General features: G+C 72.9%; 16 protein-coding genes and 1 pseudogene. 11 read left to right on the plus strand and 6 right to left on the minus strand.

Annotated elements, in window-relative coordinates; translation table 11 throughout:
* Positions 1-29 precede the first annotated feature (29 nt).
* Positions 30-932, plus strand: coding sequence for a LysR family transcriptional regulator (locus ACZ5FU_RS28505; protein WP_451529944.1), 903 nt, complete (start codon positions 30-32; stop codon positions 930-932).
* 75 nt (positions 933-1,007) lie between these two features.
* On the opposite strand, the gene ACZ5FU_RS28510 is transcribed toward ACZ5FU_RS28505, so the two are convergent.
* A complete protein-coding gene (locus ACZ5FU_RS28510) occupies positions 1,008-1,475 on the minus strand; it encodes a pyridoxamine 5'-phosphate oxidase family protein (RefSeq protein WP_451781463.1) in 468 nt (155 codons plus the stop codon).
* Positions 1,476-1,626: 151 nt separating this feature from the next.
* Entirely contained in the window at positions 1,627-2,115 is a 489-nt protein-coding gene (locus ACZ5FU_RS28515) for a Rieske (2Fe-2S) protein (RefSeq protein ID WP_451781462.1), read from the minus strand.
* 197 nt (positions 2,116-2,312) lie between these two features.
* Here ACZ5FU_RS28515 and ACZ5FU_RS28520 point away from each other — a divergent pair, with 197 nt between their 5' ends.
* From ACZ5FU_RS28520 to ACZ5FU_RS28550, 7 genes are all read left to right on the plus strand, one after another.
* Positions 2,313-3,068: a HipA family kinase gene (locus ACZ5FU_RS28520; RefSeq protein ID WP_451529941.1), complete on the plus strand. Its 756-nt coding sequence runs from the start codon at positions 2,313-2,315 to the stop codon at positions 3,066-3,068.
* Entirely contained in the window at positions 3,065-3,481 is a 417-nt protein-coding gene (locus ACZ5FU_RS28525; protein WP_451529940.1) for a DUF3037 domain-containing protein, read from the plus strand. The genes ACZ5FU_RS28520 and ACZ5FU_RS28525 overlap by 4 nt, the downstream gene beginning before the upstream one ends.
* A 169-nt stretch (positions 3,482-3,650) precedes the next feature.
* Entirely contained in the window at positions 3,651-4,412 is a 762-nt protein-coding gene (gene fabG, locus ACZ5FU_RS28530) for a 3-oxoacyl-ACP reductase FabG (RefSeq protein ID WP_392242531.1), read from the plus strand.
* Positions 4,413-4,431: 19 nt separating this feature from the next.
* Complete coding sequence (locus ACZ5FU_RS28535) at positions 4,432-5,193, plus strand: SDR family oxidoreductase (RefSeq protein WP_451781460.1); 762 nt, start codon at positions 4,432-4,434, stop codon at positions 5,191-5,193.
* A gap of 205 nt (positions 5,194-5,398) precedes the next feature.
* On the plus strand, positions 5,399-6,979 hold the full coding sequence (locus ACZ5FU_RS28540; RefSeq protein ID WP_451529938.1) for an ABC transporter substrate-binding protein: 1,581 nt from the start codon (positions 5,399-5,401) through the stop codon (positions 6,977-6,979).
* Between the two features lie 79 nt (positions 6,980-7,058).
* The gene (ung, locus tag ACZ5FU_RS28545) at positions 7,059-7,742 is read left to right on the plus strand and encodes a uracil-DNA glycosylase (RefSeq protein ID WP_451529937.1); all 684 of its coding nucleotides are present in this window, start codon (positions 7,059-7,061) and stop codon (positions 7,740-7,742) included.
* Positions 7,743-7,841: 99 nt separating this feature from the next.
* On the plus strand, positions 7,842-8,321 hold the full coding sequence (locus ACZ5FU_RS28550) for a hypothetical protein (RefSeq protein ID WP_451529936.1): 480 nt from the start codon (positions 7,842-7,844) through the stop codon (positions 8,319-8,321).
* A gap of 617 nt (positions 8,322-8,938) precedes the next feature.
* Here ACZ5FU_RS28550 and ACZ5FU_RS28555 read toward each other — a convergent pair.
* Entirely contained in the window at positions 8,939-9,451 is a 513-nt protein-coding gene (locus ACZ5FU_RS28555) for a DinB family protein (RefSeq protein ID WP_451529935.1), read from the minus strand.
* A 297-nt stretch (positions 9,452-9,748) separates the two neighbouring features.
* Here ACZ5FU_RS28555 and ACZ5FU_RS28560 point away from each other — a divergent pair, with 297 nt between their 5' ends.
* Positions 9,749-10,660, plus strand: a complete 912-nt coding sequence (locus tag ACZ5FU_RS28560) for a Gfo/Idh/MocA family protein (RefSeq protein WP_469047413.1) — start codon at positions 9,749-9,751, stop codon at positions 10,658-10,660.
* Here ACZ5FU_RS28560 and lnt read toward each other — a convergent pair.
* The gene (lnt, locus tag ACZ5FU_RS28565; RefSeq protein WP_451529934.1) at positions 10,578-12,143 is read right to left on the minus strand and encodes an apolipoprotein N-acyltransferase; all 1,566 of its coding nucleotides are present in this window, start codon (positions 12,141-12,143) and stop codon (positions 10,578-10,580) included. The two genes, ACZ5FU_RS28560 and lnt, sit on opposite strands and share 83 nt — an antisense overlap.
* 91 nt (positions 12,144-12,234) lie before the next feature.
* Positions 12,235-12,711 carry a nuclear transport factor 2 family protein gene (locus ACZ5FU_RS28570; protein ID WP_469047341.1) on the minus strand — a complete coding sequence of 159 codons (477 nt, stop codon included), beginning with the start codon at positions 12,709-12,711 and terminating at the stop codon, positions 12,235-12,237.
* A 200-nt stretch (positions 12,712-12,911) separates the two neighbouring features.
* Between ACZ5FU_RS28570 and ACZ5FU_RS28575 the strand changes: the two genes are divergently transcribed.
* Positions 12,912-14,027, plus strand: coding sequence for an AI-2E family transporter (locus ACZ5FU_RS28575; protein WP_451781450.1), 1,116 nt, complete (start codon positions 12,912-12,914; stop codon positions 14,025-14,027).
* A gap of 45 nt (positions 14,028-14,072) precedes the next feature.
* Here ACZ5FU_RS28575 and ACZ5FU_RS28580 read toward each other — a convergent pair whose 3' ends face one another.
* A complete protein-coding gene (locus ACZ5FU_RS28580) occupies positions 14,073-14,252 on the minus strand; it encodes a hypothetical protein (protein WP_451529931.1) in 180 nt (59 codons plus the stop codon).
* Between the two features lie 213 nt (positions 14,253-14,465).
* Here ACZ5FU_RS28580 and ACZ5FU_RS28585 point away from each other — a divergent pair.
* A pseudogene (locus ACZ5FU_RS28585) lies at positions 14,466-15,032 on the plus strand (TetR/AcrR family transcriptional regulator); the annotation flags it as partial.
* Positions 15,033-15,042 lie beyond the last annotated feature (10 nt).

The following is a 15,042-nucleotide window of genomic DNA, read 5'->3' on the forward strand; positions in this document are numbered from 1 at the left end:
GGCGAGCGATATCTCGTAGCATCGCTTACATGTTGAATCTGGAGCGCCTGCGCGCCCTCGACGCCCTCGCCCGGCACGGTTCGGTCAGCGGCGCCGCCGCGGGGCTGCACATCACCACCTCGGCCGTCTCGCAGCAGATGGCCAAGCTGGAACGCGAGGTCGGCCAGCAGCTCCTCGCGAAGAACGGGCGGGGCGTCCGGCTCACGGACGCGGGCCGGCTGCTCGCCGACCACGCGGCCCGGATCCTGTCCCAGGTCGAGCTGGCCCAGTCGGACCTGGAGGCCCGGCGCGGCCAGGTGGTGGGGGAGCTGAGGCTGTCGGCGTTCCCGACCGCCGCCCGCGGGCTGTTCCCCACCGCGCTCGCCGCTCTGCGCGCGGAGCACCCCGGACTCCGCGTGCGCTCCTGCGAGCTGGAGCCGGAGCGCGGCATCGCCGGGGTGACCGGCGGCGACCTCGACCTCGCGGTCGTCCTGGACTGGTACAACAAGCCGATGCCGGTGCCGGACGGCCTGGTCAAGGCGCCGATCCTGGACGATCCCGCCGACGTGGCGATGCCGGCCGGGCATCCGCTCGCGGGACGGGACGAGGTGGACCTGGGGGAGTTCGCCGGGGACGAGTGGATCACCTGGGGGGACGGCGAGTTCTGTCACGAGTGGCTGATGTTCACGCTCCGCTCACGGGGCGTCGAGCCGATCGTCGGCCACCGCGCGGCCGAGACGCACACCCAACTCGGCCTGGTGGCCGCCGGACTGGGGGTGTGCATCGCCCCGCTGCTCGGACGCCACCCGGTGCCGGAGGGCATCGTCATGGTCCCGCTCCGGCAGCGGCTGCGGCGGCACGTCTACGCCCTGTGGCGGGCGGACGCCGACCGCCGCCCCTCGATCAGGGCGGCGGTGCGGGCGCTGAAGTCGGCCGCCGACCGGCTCGGCTGACGGCGGCCGGCCGACGGCCCTGTCCGGTACCGGCCGGCCGGTACCGGACAGGGCGACGGAGGCCGGCTTCCGTCCCTACAGGTCGGCCAGTTTGCGGAAGTCCCACGACACGGTCTTCTCCGGGCGCAGCCGCGCCCACGCGTGCCGTCCGTCGTGCGGGATGGCGTCCAGACCGAAGTTCTTGCGGGCGAACAGCGTCTCCACGGAGTCGAGCTCGGCGCACAGTTCCCCGGTGCGCGGGATCTCGCCCACGAACTCCACGGTGCCGGACAGCTCCACGCCCCGCAGCGACTCGTACTCCTCGCCGCTGTCGATCACGATCGCGACCCGTGGGTCCCGGCGCAGGTCCGCCCAGCGTCTGCTGCGCACCACGGAGTACAGCCACAGCGCGGAGCCGTCCCACAGGAACCACAGGGCGCTCACGTGCGGGGCCCCGTCGGCGGACACGGTGGCCACCCGGCAGGTGCGCTGGGTGGTGAGGAACGCGCTCACCTCGCCCGGCGACATCATGATCTTCCGGCCCCTGCGCTGGGTGACGGTCATCCATCCCTCTTCTCTCTTCGCTTCTCCCACGCCGGCCGCGGACGGCTCCGGCGGCGCGGCCGCGCCGCCGTCGTCCCGTCCGACGCCGTCGCGGGGATGCCGTCGTACCGCATCCCCGCGACGATCCGCCACTCCTGGCGGGGCGGACCCGTCAGGCCAGTGTGATCGACTCACCGCTCACGCTGATCGGCACCTCGGGCAGGGACTTCGTCGCCGGGCCGCTCTTGACGCTGCCGTCGGTGATGGAGAAGTTGCTGTTGTGACAGGGGCAGTTGATGACCCCGTCGGCGATGCTCTTCACCGCGCAGCCCTGGTGCGTGCACACCGCGGAGTAGGCCTTGTACTCGCCCGCCGTCGGCTGCACGACGACCACCTTCTGATCGGCGAAGACCTTCCCGCCGCCCTCGGGGATCTCCGCGGTCGTCGTCAGGGCCGCGCCCGCCGCGGCTCCGCCACCGGTGCTCGCGGACCCGGAACCGCCGGCGGCGCCGGCCGCCCCCGGGGAGTCCACCGAACCGGACGAGTCGTCGTCGGAGCCTCCGCACGCGGTCAGCGCGACGGCGAGCCCCGCGGCTCCGGCGGCCGCCACGACGGTACGGCGTGCGGGTCCCGAGGCGGGGTGGAACGATGCGCTGGTCATGCTGGGTTCCCTTCGGGCGGGTTCGACGGTGTGCCGACAGGTACGGGCCACGGGCGCCGCCCGTTCAGCGGCGGCCGGGCCCGTTCGGACCGTGCCGAGATCCTGACCCGTCCGGGATGAGCGGGGCGTAAGCCACAGCTGTCGCGGAGCTGTCGGCCGGGCTCCGCGGACCCGCGCGACCCCAGTAGCCTGGGGCGATGCTCAAGGAAGTCATCGCGACCCGTTTCATCACGCCCCTGCGTGAGGGCGGCTCGCTGCCGGGCCTCGTCGAGGCCGACGACCTCGCCGCCTACGTCCTGAAGTTCACCGGCGCCGGGCAGGGCCGCAAGACGCTCGTCGCCGAGGTCGTCTGCGGAGAACTCGCCCGCCGCCTGGGCCTGCGGGTCCCGCGCCTGGTCACCGTGGAGCTGGACGCCGTGCTGGGGCTCGGTGAACCCGAACAGCAGGTGCAGAACCTCCTGCGGTCCAGCGGCGGCACCAACCTGGGCATGGACTTCCTGTCCGGAGCCCTCGGCTTCGACCCGCTCGCCTTCCCGGTCGACCCCGTCGAAGCCGGGCGGATCGTCTGGTTCGACGCGCTGGTCAACAACGTCGACCGCTCCTGGCGCAACCCCAACCTGCTGGTGCACCGCGGCGACCTGTGGCTCGTCGACCACGGCGCCACCATGATCTGGCACCACAACTGGCCCTCCGCCGAGGCCTCCGCGGCCCGCCCCTACGACGCCACGGACCACGCCCTCGCCCGCTTCCGCCCGGACGTCGAGGCCGCCGCGGCCGAACTGGCCCCCCTGATCACCGCCGGCCTCCTCGCCGAGGTCACCGCCGAGGTCCCCGACGTCTGGCTGGCCGACGAACCCGGCTTCGACACCCCGGACGCGCTCCGGCGTGCCTACGCGGCACCCCTCCTCGCGCGCGCCGCCGTCATCCACGAACGCATCGAGAGGGACCGGTGAACGAGCGCCACATCATCAGGGCCAGCGAGGCCAATGAGCGGGACGTCTACGAGTACGCCCTGCTGCGGATCGTGCCCCGCGTCGAGCGCGGCGAGTGCATCAACGCCGGCGTGCTCGTCTACTGCCGGGCTCAGGGCTACGTCGGCGCCCGCACCCACCTCGACGAGGCCCGGCTGCTGGCGCTGGACCCGGAGGCGGACGTGGCCGGGGTGCGCGCCGCGCTGCGCGCCGTGGAGAAGGTGTGCGGCGGCGGCGAGGAGGCCGGACAGGCGGCGCACGACGACGCCGGACGGCGGTTCCGCTGGCTGATCGCGCCCCGCTCGACGGTCGTCCGGCCGGGGCCCGTGCACACCGGGCTCACCACCGATCCCGCGGCCGAGACCGACCGCCTGCTGGACCTCCTGGTGAGGTGACCGGCCGGGTGATGGATCACACCGCCCCCGTGTGGCGTTGACACCGGATGCCAAGGCTTCTAGCGTCACGTCTGCCGAAGGTACTAAGCGGTCGCTCACCGAGTCGACGGTGATCAGGACGGTCGCTCCCCACACGGACGTACATTCTCGAGGGCGAGGAGAAGCAGCAATGTCCACCACAGAGCAGCGGGTCGCAGTAGTCACGGGCGCGGCGCGCGGCATCGGTGCCGCCACCGCCGTACGGCTGGCCGCCGAGGGCCGCGCGGTCGCGGTGATCGACCTCGACGAGGCCGCCTGCAAGGACACCGTCGAGAAGATCACCGCGGCGGGCGGCCGGGCGATCGCGGTCGGGGCCGACGTCTCCGACGAGGCCCAGGTCGAGGCGGCCGTCGCCCGCGTCGTCGAGGAACTGGGCGCCCCGACGATCCTCGTCAACAACGCGGGCGTGCTCCGCGACAACCTGCTGTTCAAGATGAGCGCCGGTGACTGGGACACGGTGCTCAACGTGCACCTGCGCGGCTCGTTCCTGATGACCAAGGCGGTCCAGAAGCACATGGTCGACGCAGGCTTCGGCCGCATCGTCAACCTCTCCTCGTCCTCCGCGCTCGGCAACCGGGGCCAGGCCAACTACTCCGCCGCCAAGGCCGGCCTGCAGGGCTTCACCAAGACCCTCGCCATCGAGCTGGGCAAGTTCGGCGTCACCGCCAACGCCGTCGCCCCGGGCTTCATCGCCACCGACATGACGGCCGCCACCGCCGCCCGCGTCGGCATGGGCTTCGAGGAGTTCAAGGCCGCCGCCGCCACCCAGATCCCGGTGGCGCGCGTCGGCGAGCCCGACGACATCGCCAACGCGATCGCGTTCTTCACGGGCGAGGCCGCCGGTTTCGTCTCCGGCCAGGTGCTGTACGTCGCCGGCGGACCGCTCAACTAGACCCCCAGGGATCACGGACATGACTGAACTGCCCGCACTCTCCGGCAAGGTCGCCCTCGTCACGGGCGCCAGCCGCGGCATCGGCTACGGCGTCGCCGAGGCGCTCGTCGCCCGCGGCGACCGGGTCTGCATCACCGGACGCAACGAGGACGCCCTCAAGGAGGCCGTCGACAGGCTCGGCGCCGACCGCGTCATCGGTGTCGCCGGCAAGGCCCACGACGAGGCGCACCAGGCGATCGCCGTCGAGCGCACGATGGAGGCCTTCGGCCGCGTCGACCACCTGGTCAACAACGCCGGTACGAACCCGGTGTTCGGGCCGATCGCCGACCTCGACCTGAACGTGGCGCGCAAGGTGTTCGAGACCAACGTGATCTCGGCGCTCGGCTTCGCCCAGCGCACCTGGCACGCCTGGCAGAAGGACAACGGCGGCGCCATTGTCAACATCGCCTCCGTCGCGGGCCTCGCGCCCTCGCCCTTCATCGGGGCGTACGGCGTGAGCAAGGCCGCGATGATCAACCTGACGCAGCAGCTGGCGCACGAGTTCGCGCCGAAGGTGCGGGTCAACGCCATCGCCCCGGCCGTGGTGAAGACCAGGTTCGCGCAGGCCCTCTACGAGGGCCGGGAGGCCGAGGCCGCCGCCGCCTACCCGCTGGCCCGGCTCGGCGTGCCCTCCGACATCGGGGGTGCCGCCGCGTTCCTCACCTCGGAGCAGTCGGACTGGGTCACCGGTCAGACCCTCGTCGTCGACGGGGGCATGTTCCTCAACGCCGGCGTGGCCTGACGAGACCCCGCCGTACCCGCCGTACGGGCGCCGTCTCCCCCCCCCCCGGGAACGGCGCCCGTACGGCCGTACGGACATGGCGCAGAGTCATGACAACGTCGTCATTTCCCGTGATCCATAACGTGATGTTTAGAGCGGGTTCAGCCGGCGTGGCGCTGCGGTATGGTCTGCCAACCCTTGGCATGGCAGATCGAGGAGCGTGCGCGTGTTCAACCGGAACCGATCCTTGCAGCAGGCCGCGGCGATCGTGTCCATATCCCTGGTGGCCGGATGCGGCCTCCTGGGAGAGGAAGGCTCCGACGACGCCGGGCCGATCGTCGTGGGCACCACCAGCGCCCCCAGCACGCTGGACCCCGCGGCCTCCTGGGACGGCTCCTGGGAGCTGTTCCGCAACGTCTACCAGACGCTGCTGTCGTACCCCAACGGCGCGACGACGCCCCAGCCCGACGCCGCCACCTGCGAGTTCACCGACAACACCAGCCGGACGTACCGCTGCGAACTGCGGGAGGGCCTCTCCTTCTCCAACGGGGACGCGCTCGACGCGAAGGCCGTGAAGCACACCTTCGAGCGGATCCTCGCGATCAACGCGCCCACCGGCCCCGCGGGGCTGCTCGGCAGCCTCGACCGGATCGAGACCGCCGGCGACCGCGAGGTCGTCTTCCGGCTCAACAAGGCCGACGCCACCTTCCCGTTCGTGCTCGCCACCCCCGGCATGTCCCTCGTGGCCCCGGACGAGTACCCGGCCGAGGCGGTGCGCGAGGACGGCGGCATCGTCGGCTCCGGCCCGTACGACCTCAAGAGCTACAAGGAGGGCGACCGGGCGGAACTCGTCCGCAACGACCGCTACAAGGGCGCAGCCGACCGCAAGAACGACGCCGTGACCATCCGCTACTTCCAGGACTCCGCCGAGATGGTCAAGGCCCTGCGGGGCGAGCAGATCGACATCACCTACCAGGGTCTCGCCGCCGACGACATCGTCGCCCTGGAGAACAAGAACGAGGAGAACGAGGACCTCCAGCTCGTCGAGGGCGCCGCCAGCAACATCAACTACCTGGTGTTCAACCCCAAGGACAAGTGGGCCGACAAGCTCGCCGTGCGCCGGGCCGTCGCCCAGGTCGTCGACCGGGCCGCGCTCGCCCACAAGGTCTACAAGGACACCGTCGACCCGCTGTACTCGATGGTCCCCAAGGGCCTGACCGGCCACACCACCGGCTTCTTCGACGACTTCGGCGACCCCGACCCGGCCAAGGCCCGCTCGATCCTCGACGACGCCGGCATCACCGGTCCCGTGCCGCTCACCCTGTGGTACACCAGCGACCGCTACGGCTCCGACACCGCCCTGGAGTTCAAGGAGATCAAAACCCAGCTGGAGGCCTCGGGCCTGTTCGAGGTCACCCTCAAGAACCGCCCCTGGAAGACCTACGTGGTGGGCTACCAGAAGGGCGAGTACCCGGTGTTCGGACGCGGCTGGGCCCCCGACTTCCCGGACGCCGACAACTTCATCGCCCCCTTCGTCGGCGAGCAGAACGCGCTCGGCACGCCCTACCCGGCGAAGAAGATCACCCAGGTGCTGCTGCCCCGCTCCCGGGAGCAGAGCGACCGCGCCAACGTGGTGAAGGACTTCCAGGAGGCCCAGCAGATCCTCGTCGACGACGCCCGGCTGCTGCCGCTGTGGCAGGGCAAGCAGTACATCGCCGCAAACGAGGACGTCTCCGGCGGGGAGCGGGCGCTGGACCCGTCGACGATCATGATGGTGTGGGAGCTGTCCCGCAAGACCAGCTGGTAGACACGTCGCGGACGCCGTTGTCAGTGGTCACCTGTAGGTTCTGTGCCCGGTAAGTGATCGCACGACGGAGGACGTTGACGTGACCGACATCGCCATGCTGCCCGAGACCTGGCGCAAGGTCCTGGGCGACGAGCTGGAACAGCCCTACTTCAAGGAGCTGACGCAGTTCGTCGAGGAGGAGCGGGCGAAGGGGCCCGTCTACCCTCCGCGCGAGGAGGTCTTCGCCGCGCTCGACGCGACGCCCTACGACCGGGTGAAGGTCCTGATCCTCGGCCAGGACCCCTACCACGGCGAGGGCCAGGGACACGGCCTGTGCTTCTCGGTGCGGCCCGGGGTGAGGATCCCGCCGTCGCTGCGCAACATCTACAAGGAGATGCACGCCGAGCTGGGCACCCCGATCCCGGACAACGGCTATCTGATGCCGTGGGCCCGGCAGGGCGTGCTGCTGCTCAACGCGGTCCTCACGGTCCGCGCCGGTGAGGCCAACTCGCACAAGGGCAAGGGCTGGGAGAGGTTCACCGACGCGGTGATCCGGGCCGTGGCCGAGCGGCCCGACCCGGCGGTCTTCGTCCTGTGGGGGAACTACGCGCAGAAGAAGCTGCCCCTGATCGACGAGACCCGGCACACGGTCGTGAAGGGCGCGCACCCCTCACCGCTGTCGGCGAAGAAGTTCTTCGGCTCCCGCCCGTTCACGCAGATCAACGAGGCGGTGGCCCGGCAGGGCCACGACCCGATCGACTGGACGGTGCCGGACCTGGCCTGATCCCCACCGGGCCGGTCCCCGGCGGACCGGCCCGGTGCCGCCTGACCGGGATCTCCGGTGCCTGCGGTTAGCGTCTTCGCAACAACGCAAGGAGGGTTCGTGGCGGAGCATCGGCAGGGACAGGCGGCGCCGGACGCCGTGCTGACCCGGATCGGGCAGCTGGTGATGCTGCACCACGGGGGAGACCGGGAGGAGGCCGGACGGCGCCTGCTGGAGCTGTGGGAGGAGCTGGGCGAGGACGGCGACCCGCTGCACCGCTGCACCGTCGCCCACTACCTCGCCGACACCCAGGACGACCCCTTCGACGAACTCGCCTGGGACCTCAGGGCGCTGACCGCGGCCGAGGAGCACGAGCGGGCGCCCGCCGTACGGGCGCTGTACCCCTCGCTCCACCTCAACCTCGCGGCGGACTACGTCAAACTCGGCCGTACGGAAGCCGCCCGCACCCATGTGCGCAAGGCCCGCAGAGCGGCCCGGGGGCTCGGCGACGACACCTACGGCGACGGCGTGCGGGCGGCCATCAGCCGGATGGAGCTGCGGCTGGGGGAGGGCGGCCCGGACCACCCCCGGCCCGAGTAGGCGGGCCGGCGCGGCCTCAGCGCCCGTAGGCGCCCTCGCAGATCACGGACTCCGGGCTGTCCAGTCCCCAGCCCCCGTACTTCCTGCCCAGACCGCACACGTCGGCGTTCCCCCGCGCCCCCTCCTTCCCGCCGGGTACCTCGACACGCGGCAACGCGGGACGACGGCCCTCCGGCCGGGCCGGACCGGGGCGCGCCGGGGCCGGTGGGCGGTGACGGGCGGACGGGGGCTGCCCGGCGGGCGCCGCGGACGCGGCCCGCCGGGGTGACGCCGAGGCGTCCGGCTCCCGCCCGGGATCCGTCCCGACCTTCTCCAGTGCCTCCTGGGCCGGCGCCTGCACCAGCGGCGTCCCGGCCCTCCCGTCGGGCCGTGGCACGGCCGACTGGGCCGGCACCGCGGGCGGGTGGGGCACGGGCGAGTGCCGGACGGTCACGCACCCGGAGAGTGCCGTGACGGCCACGGTCATCAGAAGCGTTGCGGTAGTCGTCGTTCGCTGCACCCGGGCCACTCTGCTGCCTCCGGGCCGCCGAGGCACGACGGACCGGCGGAGGATGCCCCGCACGGGTGATCCCGTCCTTCCCGTGGAGGGCGCGCGGAGGACGGGGGGTGACGTGGCGTCAGTCGCCGGTGACGCCGTCGATCCGCTCGCGCAGCAGGTCGGCGTGGCCGTTGTGCCGCGCGTACTCCTCGATCATGTGCGTGTAGATCCAGCGCAGGCTGAACGGCTCCTCGGTCAACCGGCTCCTTCCGCGGGAGAGTTCGTCCAGTCCGAAGCCGGCCGCGTGCCGCCGGGCGATCGTGATCTCGGCCTGCCAGGAGGCGTACGCCTCCTGCCAGGTGTCCTCCTCGGTGAGGTGGAACTCGCCGTCGGGGTCCTCGTCGTCGTAATGGAGCGGGCCGGCCTCCTCACCCACGAGGGTCCTGCGGAACCAGCCGCGCTCGACCTCCGCCATGTGCCGCACCAGCCCCATCAGGGACAGCGCGGAGGGCGGCACGGAGGCGGTGCGCAGCTGGGCGTCGGTCAGGCCCTCGCACTTCCACGCGAGGGTCTGCCGGTGGTAGTCCAGCCAGCCTTCCAGCATGGTGCGTTCGTCGGCGTTCCGGTCGGGCTCGCTGCGTTCGGTCGTCATGGCCCCATGGTCGCCCGGCCGGCCCCGCCGCCACCACGTCTTTTCCCGGGCGGAGGCCGGCGGGGGAGCGTCCCGGCCGGCGGGTACGCCGTGGTCGCCGCCGGACGCAGCACCGGCGGCCCCGCCCGCCGGGACGCTCCGTGTCCGCCCCGCCGTCGGCGCCGTACGCGACGGCGTGCCCCGCGCCCCGGCCGGGGATCCTGCCGCGGCCTTCGACGGGAGCGCCCGCCGGCCGCCGCCGCGGGCCCCGTATGCTGCCCTGCGGGCAGGTGCGGACCAGCAGTGAAGGAGCCCCCGTTGAAGGTCGGCTGCATCGGACTCGGCGACATCGCGCAGAAGGCGTACCTGCCGGTGCTCGGCGCGCTGCCGGGGATCGAACTCCATCTCCAGACGCGCACCCCGGCCACCCTCGACCGGGTCGCCGACGGTCTGCGCCTGCCGGCCGGGCAGCGCCACCGCGACCTCGACGCGCTGCTCGCCCGGGGCCTGGACGCCGCCTTCGTGCACGTCCCCACCGCCGTCCACCCCGAGATCGTCACCCGGCTCCTGGAAGCGGGTGTCCCGACCTACGTCGACAAGCCGCTGGCGTACGACCTCGCCGACTCCGAGCGGCTCGTCGCGCTCGCGGAGGAGCGCGGGACCGGCCTCGCGGTGGGCTTCAACCGCCGGTTCGCCCCCGGGTACGCGCAGTGCGCCGACCACCCGCGCGAGCTGATCCTGATGCAGAAGAACCGCGTCGGCCTGCCCGAGGAGGCGCGGGCGATGATCCTCGACGACTTCATCCACGTCGTCGACACCCTGCGCTTCCTCGTCCCGGGACCGGTCGAGGACGTGACGGTGCGGGCCCGTGCCGAGGACGGGCTGCTGCACCACGTCGTCCTGCAGCTCTCCGGTGACGGATTCACCGCGCTCGGGGTGATGAACCGGCTCAGCGGGTCCAACGAGGAGATCCTGGAGGTGTCCGGCCAGGACACCAAGCGGCAGGTGGTCAACCTCGCCGAGGTGGTCGACCACAAGGGACAGCCGACCGTGCGGCGGCGCGGCGACTGGGTGCCGGTGGCCCGCCAGCGCGGCATCGAGCAGGCGGTACTGGCCTTCCTCGACGCCGTCCGCGGGGGAAGGACGCTCAGCGCCCGGGACGCGCTGGCGACTCACGAACTGTGCGAGCGGGTGGTCCGAGCGGTGCGGGAGCGCTCCGGCGCGGCCTGACCGCCCGCCCGCCCTCCACCAGAGCGAGCCCGAGCAGGACGAGCAGGGCGGCGTGGACCGCCCAGTCGCCGAAGCGGACGTACGGGGTGACGCCGTCCGCGAGCGGCACCTCGTAGACGGCGGCGGTGTTCGCGTCCGTCCCCAGCCGCGGGCCGAGCCGCCCGCCGCTCGCGTCGTACACCGCCGAGACGCCCGTCAGCGTCGCGTGCACGAAGGGGCGGCCGGTCTCCGCGGCCCGCAGGGCGCCCAGCGAGGCGTGCTGCGCGGGGGCCCAGCTGTTCTGGAACGTCGACGTCGACGACTCGCCGACCAGGACGTCGGTGCCGTCCTCGACGAGACGGCGGCTCATGTCGGGGAAGGCCGTCTCGAAGCACACCAGCGGGCCGACGCGCAGGCCCGCGCCGGCGTCCATCACGACCTGCTCCGTGCCGCGCCGCCGGTCCTCGCCGGCCGCCTTGCCGACGGACGTGGCCCAGCCCAGCAGCGACCGGGCGGGGACGTACTCACCGAACGGCACCAGCCGCATCTTGTCGTACCGGTCGCCGGTCGGTCCGTCCGGCCCGATCAGGACCGAACTCTTGTAGATGCCGGGCCGGTCGGACCGGCGGGCGTCCACGTTGACCAGGATGCCGGCGCCGGTCGCGCGCGACAGCGCGGTCAGCCGGCGTGCCAGGTCGGGCCGGTCGGCCAGGTCGTGCCCGACGCTGCTCTCGCCCCAGACGATCAGATCGACGTCCTGCCCCACGAGTCGGCGGGTCAGCTGTTCCTCCCGGTCGAAACGCCGCTCGGGCCCGTCGACGACACCGGCCTGGACGACGGCCACCCGGGCCCGCCCGCCGGTCTCCGGCCGCGGCGACCACATCCATGCGGCGGAGGTCGCGGCGGCCGTCGCCACCAGGGCGGCGACGGCCGGCACCCGGTGTGCCGGCACGGCGACGAGCAGGGCGAGGGCGACGTTCACCGCCACCACCAGCAGGCTCAGCAGCCACACCCCGCCCACGGACGCCAGCCGCAGCGCCGGCTCCACCTGCCACTGGCTCGCCCCGAGCACCCCCCACGGCCCGCCCAGACCCTGCCAGGAACGGACCAGCTCCACGGCCAGCCAGCCCGAGGGCAGCACCAGCAGCGCGGCTCCGGCCCGGCCCCGTGAGGGCACCCCGCCCAGGAACCGGCGCGCCAGCCAGCCCCACGGCGCCCACAACGCGCCCAGCAGGGCGGCGAGGACCAGCGTGAAGACGTGCAGGCTCGGCAGCAGCCACACGTGCATCGACAGCATGAACCCGAATCCGCCGGCCCAGCCGTCGTACAGGGCCCGCCTCCCGGTGGGCGCCGAACGCGCCAGCAGGAGCCAGGGGACCAGCGCGGCGTACGCCCACCACCACAGGCCGGGCGCCGGGAAGGCGGGGACGGGCAGCGCGCCCGCCGCGGCCACGAGGGCCGAGCGCCGCCAGGGGGAGGAGAGCCAGTGACCGAACGTCTTCATACGGCACCTCCCTACCCCGTGGTCGCTCCAGTGTGCGCGTCCGGGACGATCTCCTGCCGGACGGCCTTCGGCGCGGGCGGAGATCGTCCGGTCAGCCGGCGACGTGCCGGCCCGGCGGCCGGCGCCACTTCTCCCGGACCACCAGCTCGCGCACCCGCCAGCCGTCCTCCGTCCGCAGCAGCGCGAAGGCGTACCGGCCGCCGCACACCAGGTCCGGCGCCCCGGCGGTTTCCTCCCCGTCCGCCAGCCGCATCGGGCTCACGTAGTCGGCCTGTACCCGGGCGGTGTCGCCCCGGTCCTGCTCCAGGATTCCGAAGCGCAGCCGGCGGTTGACGATCAGATGCTGACGCGTCGGGAACGGCCGCATGCTCTCCTCGAGCCAGTCGGCGACCTCCCCCGCCCCTCCCTCGATGCCGCCGGCCGAGCGGTAGTCCGCCCGCCCGTCGGGAGTGAACAAGGCCCGGTAGGCCGCCCAGTCGCCGTCGTCGACGGCGACCGCGTAGTCGGTGATCAGACCGTCGACGGCCAGGCGGTCCATCACGGCCGCGAGCTCCACACGCTGCGTCATGCCCCGAGTGTTGGGCACGGCGGGCGCGACGCCAAGGGCCGTGCGGGTACGACACCGGGAGCCGTGCGGCCACGACCGCCCCGGTCCCGCGCGTCGAAGCGCCGGACACCTTCCGTGCCGGAACCGGACCGTGCGGGTCCGCGGTCCCGCACGGTCCTGACCGGCGTACCTCCCGCCGGCGTACCCATAGGGTGAACCCCATGTCTGACACGTTGAGTTCCACGAGGACCCGCGCCGCGCTCCGCGCGTCGGCACGCATATCCGCCGAGTTGTTGCTGCTCCTCGTGGGGCTCGCGGTCGCGCTGTGGCTGCTGGGACAGATGTGGTCGATCGTGTGGCCGCTCGTCGTCGGCCTGTTCCTGACCACCCTGACCTGGCCTCCGACGCGCCACCTGCGCCGGCGCGGCTGGCCGCCCGCCCTCGCCGCGTCGCTGGTGACCGTCCTGTTCCTGCTGGTCGCCGCGGGCACCGTGGCGCTGATCGCGCTGCCGGTGGCCTCCCAGTCCGGGGAGTTGACCGACGGGGTGGTCGAAGGCCTGCAGAGGGTGCGGGAATGGGCCTCCGGGCCGCCGCTGAACATCGGCGACGACCAGATCGACAAGGCCTTCGACACCGGCGTCGCCCGCGCCCAGGACGGCCTGGGGAGCATGGTCACCGCCGTCGTCACGGGCGTGAGCACGGTGGTCGACGGCCTCGTCACCGCGGTCCTCGCGGTCTTCCTGATGTTCTTCTTCCTCAAGGACGGCCCCCGGTTCCTGCCCTGGCTGGCCCGTCAGCTGCCCGGCCGGTTCGCCGCGGACGTACCGACGGTGGCCGCCCGCAGCTGGGACACGCTGGGCGCGTTCGTCCGGTCGCAGGCGGTCGTGGGCCTGCTCGACGCGGTGCTCATCGGCCTCGGGCTGTGGATCCTGGACGTGCCGCTGGTGCTTCCGCTGGCGGTGCTGACCTTCGTCTCCGCGTTCGTGCCGATCGTGGGCGCGCTGTTCGCCGGCTTCGTCGCCGTCCTCATCGCGCTGGTCTCCAACGGGCTGACGGACGCACTGATCGTGCTGGCCGTCATCGTCGTGGTGCAGCAGCTGGAGGGCAACGTCTTCCAGCCGATGATCCAGAGCCGGGGACTCGGCCTGCACGCGGCGGTGGTCCTGCTGGCGGTGACGCTCGGCGGCAGCCTGGCCGGGATCGTCGGCAGCCTGCTCGCGGTGCCGGTCGCGGCAGTGCTCGCGGTGATCTGGACCTACGTGCGCGAGCAGCTCACCGACCCGGCCGAGGGGCCGGGGGCGGACGAGGCGCTGGACGGGGTCGTGGTGCCGTCGTAGCGCGCCGCGCCGATGCTGCCGGACAGGAGGGCCGGGGCCACGGCCTCAGGCCGCCTTCACGACCTCTTCGCGGACGGCGGCGGCCCACTCGACCACCAGCAGCTCGTACTCCGCCCGCTCCTGGGCCGACAGCGACCCGCCCGCGCGCAGCCACAGAGCCCGGATCTGCTCGTTCAACTCGGCGGCAGACCGCACGGAACCAGGGGCTAATGAACTCGGGGACATGCGCAACAGCCTAGGGGCAAGCACTGACACTGCGCTACCGGGTGGCTACGCCGGCCCTATGGGCTTGGTCACCGGCCCGGTGCACCGGGCCGGGGCGGCGTCCCCTGCCCGGACCGGCCGGGCGAGGGACGGCGGCCCGCCGGCGCTCCGTTCGACAACTTCACCCGTAGTACTCTCGATGAAGTGGTCTGACGGCGCACCGGGAGGGTGTCCATGGCGAGAAGGAACGACGAGCGGCGCGCCGCCCTGGTGGACGCCGCGATCGAGGTGCTGGCCCGGGAGGGAGCGCGGGGTCTGACCTTCCGGGCGGTGGACGCCGAGGCCGCCGTGCCCGTCGGCACCGCGTCGAACTACTTCACCGGCCGCGACGACCTGCTCACCCAGGCCGGTGCCCGCGTCTACGAGCGGCTCCGGCCCGACGAGGCCACCCTCGCCCGGCAGCGGACGGCCGGCCGCGACCGGGAAACGTACGCGGAGCTGATGCGGGAGCTGGTCGCCCGCGTCGCCTCGTTCCGCACCGGCTACCTCGCCCTGCTCGAGCTGCGCCTGGAGGCCACCCGCCGTCCCGAACTGCGCGAGGTCCTCACCGAGCGGGTCCGGGCCGACGTCGAGGCGAACGTCGCCCACCACGAGGCCTCCGGGCTCCCCGGGGACGCCATGGCCGTGAAACTGCTGATCCTGACGCTCAACTGGCTGATCGTGGAGCAGCTCACCCTGCCGGACGTCTTCACGGCGGCGGAGCGCGACGAGCTGGTGACAGCTGCGGTCGACCGGATCGTGGCGGCGGGAC

The sequence above is a fragment of the Streptomyces sp. NPDC031554 genome (genome assembly GCF_055580685.1).

Bases quoted from the DNA above. Each gene is read 5' to 3' on its own strand.
- ACZ5FU_RS28580 (WP_451529931.1), bottom strand. From the start codon at position 14,252: ATGTCCCCGAGTTCATTAGCCCCTGGTTCCGTGCGGTCTGCCGCCGAG.
- ACZ5FU_RS28575 (WP_451781450.1), top strand. From the start codon at position 12,912: ATGTCTGACACGTTGAGTTCCACGAGGACCCGCGCCGCGCTCCGCGCG.
- fabG (WP_392242531.1), top strand. From the start codon at position 3,651: ATGTCCACCACAGAGCAGCGGGTCGCAGTAGTCACGGGCGCGGCGCGC.
- ACZ5FU_RS28535 (WP_451781460.1), top strand. From the start codon at position 4,432: ATGACTGAACTGCCCGCACTCTCCGGCAAGGTCGCCCTCGTCACGGGC.
- ACZ5FU_RS28570 (WP_469047341.1), bottom strand. From the start codon at position 12,711: ATGACGCAGCGTGTGGAGCTCGCGGCCGTGATGGACCGCCTGGCCGTC.
- lnt (WP_451529934.1), bottom strand. From the start codon at position 12,143: ATGAAGACGTTCGGTCACTGGCTCTCCTCCCCCTGGCGGCGCTCGGCC.
- ACZ5FU_RS28505 (WP_451529944.1), top strand. From the start codon at position 30: ATGTTGAATCTGGAGCGCCTGCGCGCCCTCGACGCCCTCGCCCGGCAC.
- ACZ5FU_RS28555 (WP_451529935.1), bottom strand. From the start codon at position 9,451: ATGACGACCGAACGCAGCGAGCCCGACCGGAACGCCGACGAACGCACC.
- ACZ5FU_RS28515 (WP_451781462.1), bottom strand. From the start codon at position 2,115: ATGACCAGCGCATCGTTCCACCCCGCCTCGGGACCCGCACGCCGTACC.
- ACZ5FU_RS28510 (WP_451781463.1), bottom strand. From the start codon at position 1,475: ATGACCGTCACCCAGCGCAGGGGCCGGAAGATCATGATGTCGCCGGGC.
- ACZ5FU_RS28520 (WP_451529941.1), top strand. From the start codon at position 2,313: ATGCTCAAGGAAGTCATCGCGACCCGTTTCATCACGCCCCTGCGTGAG.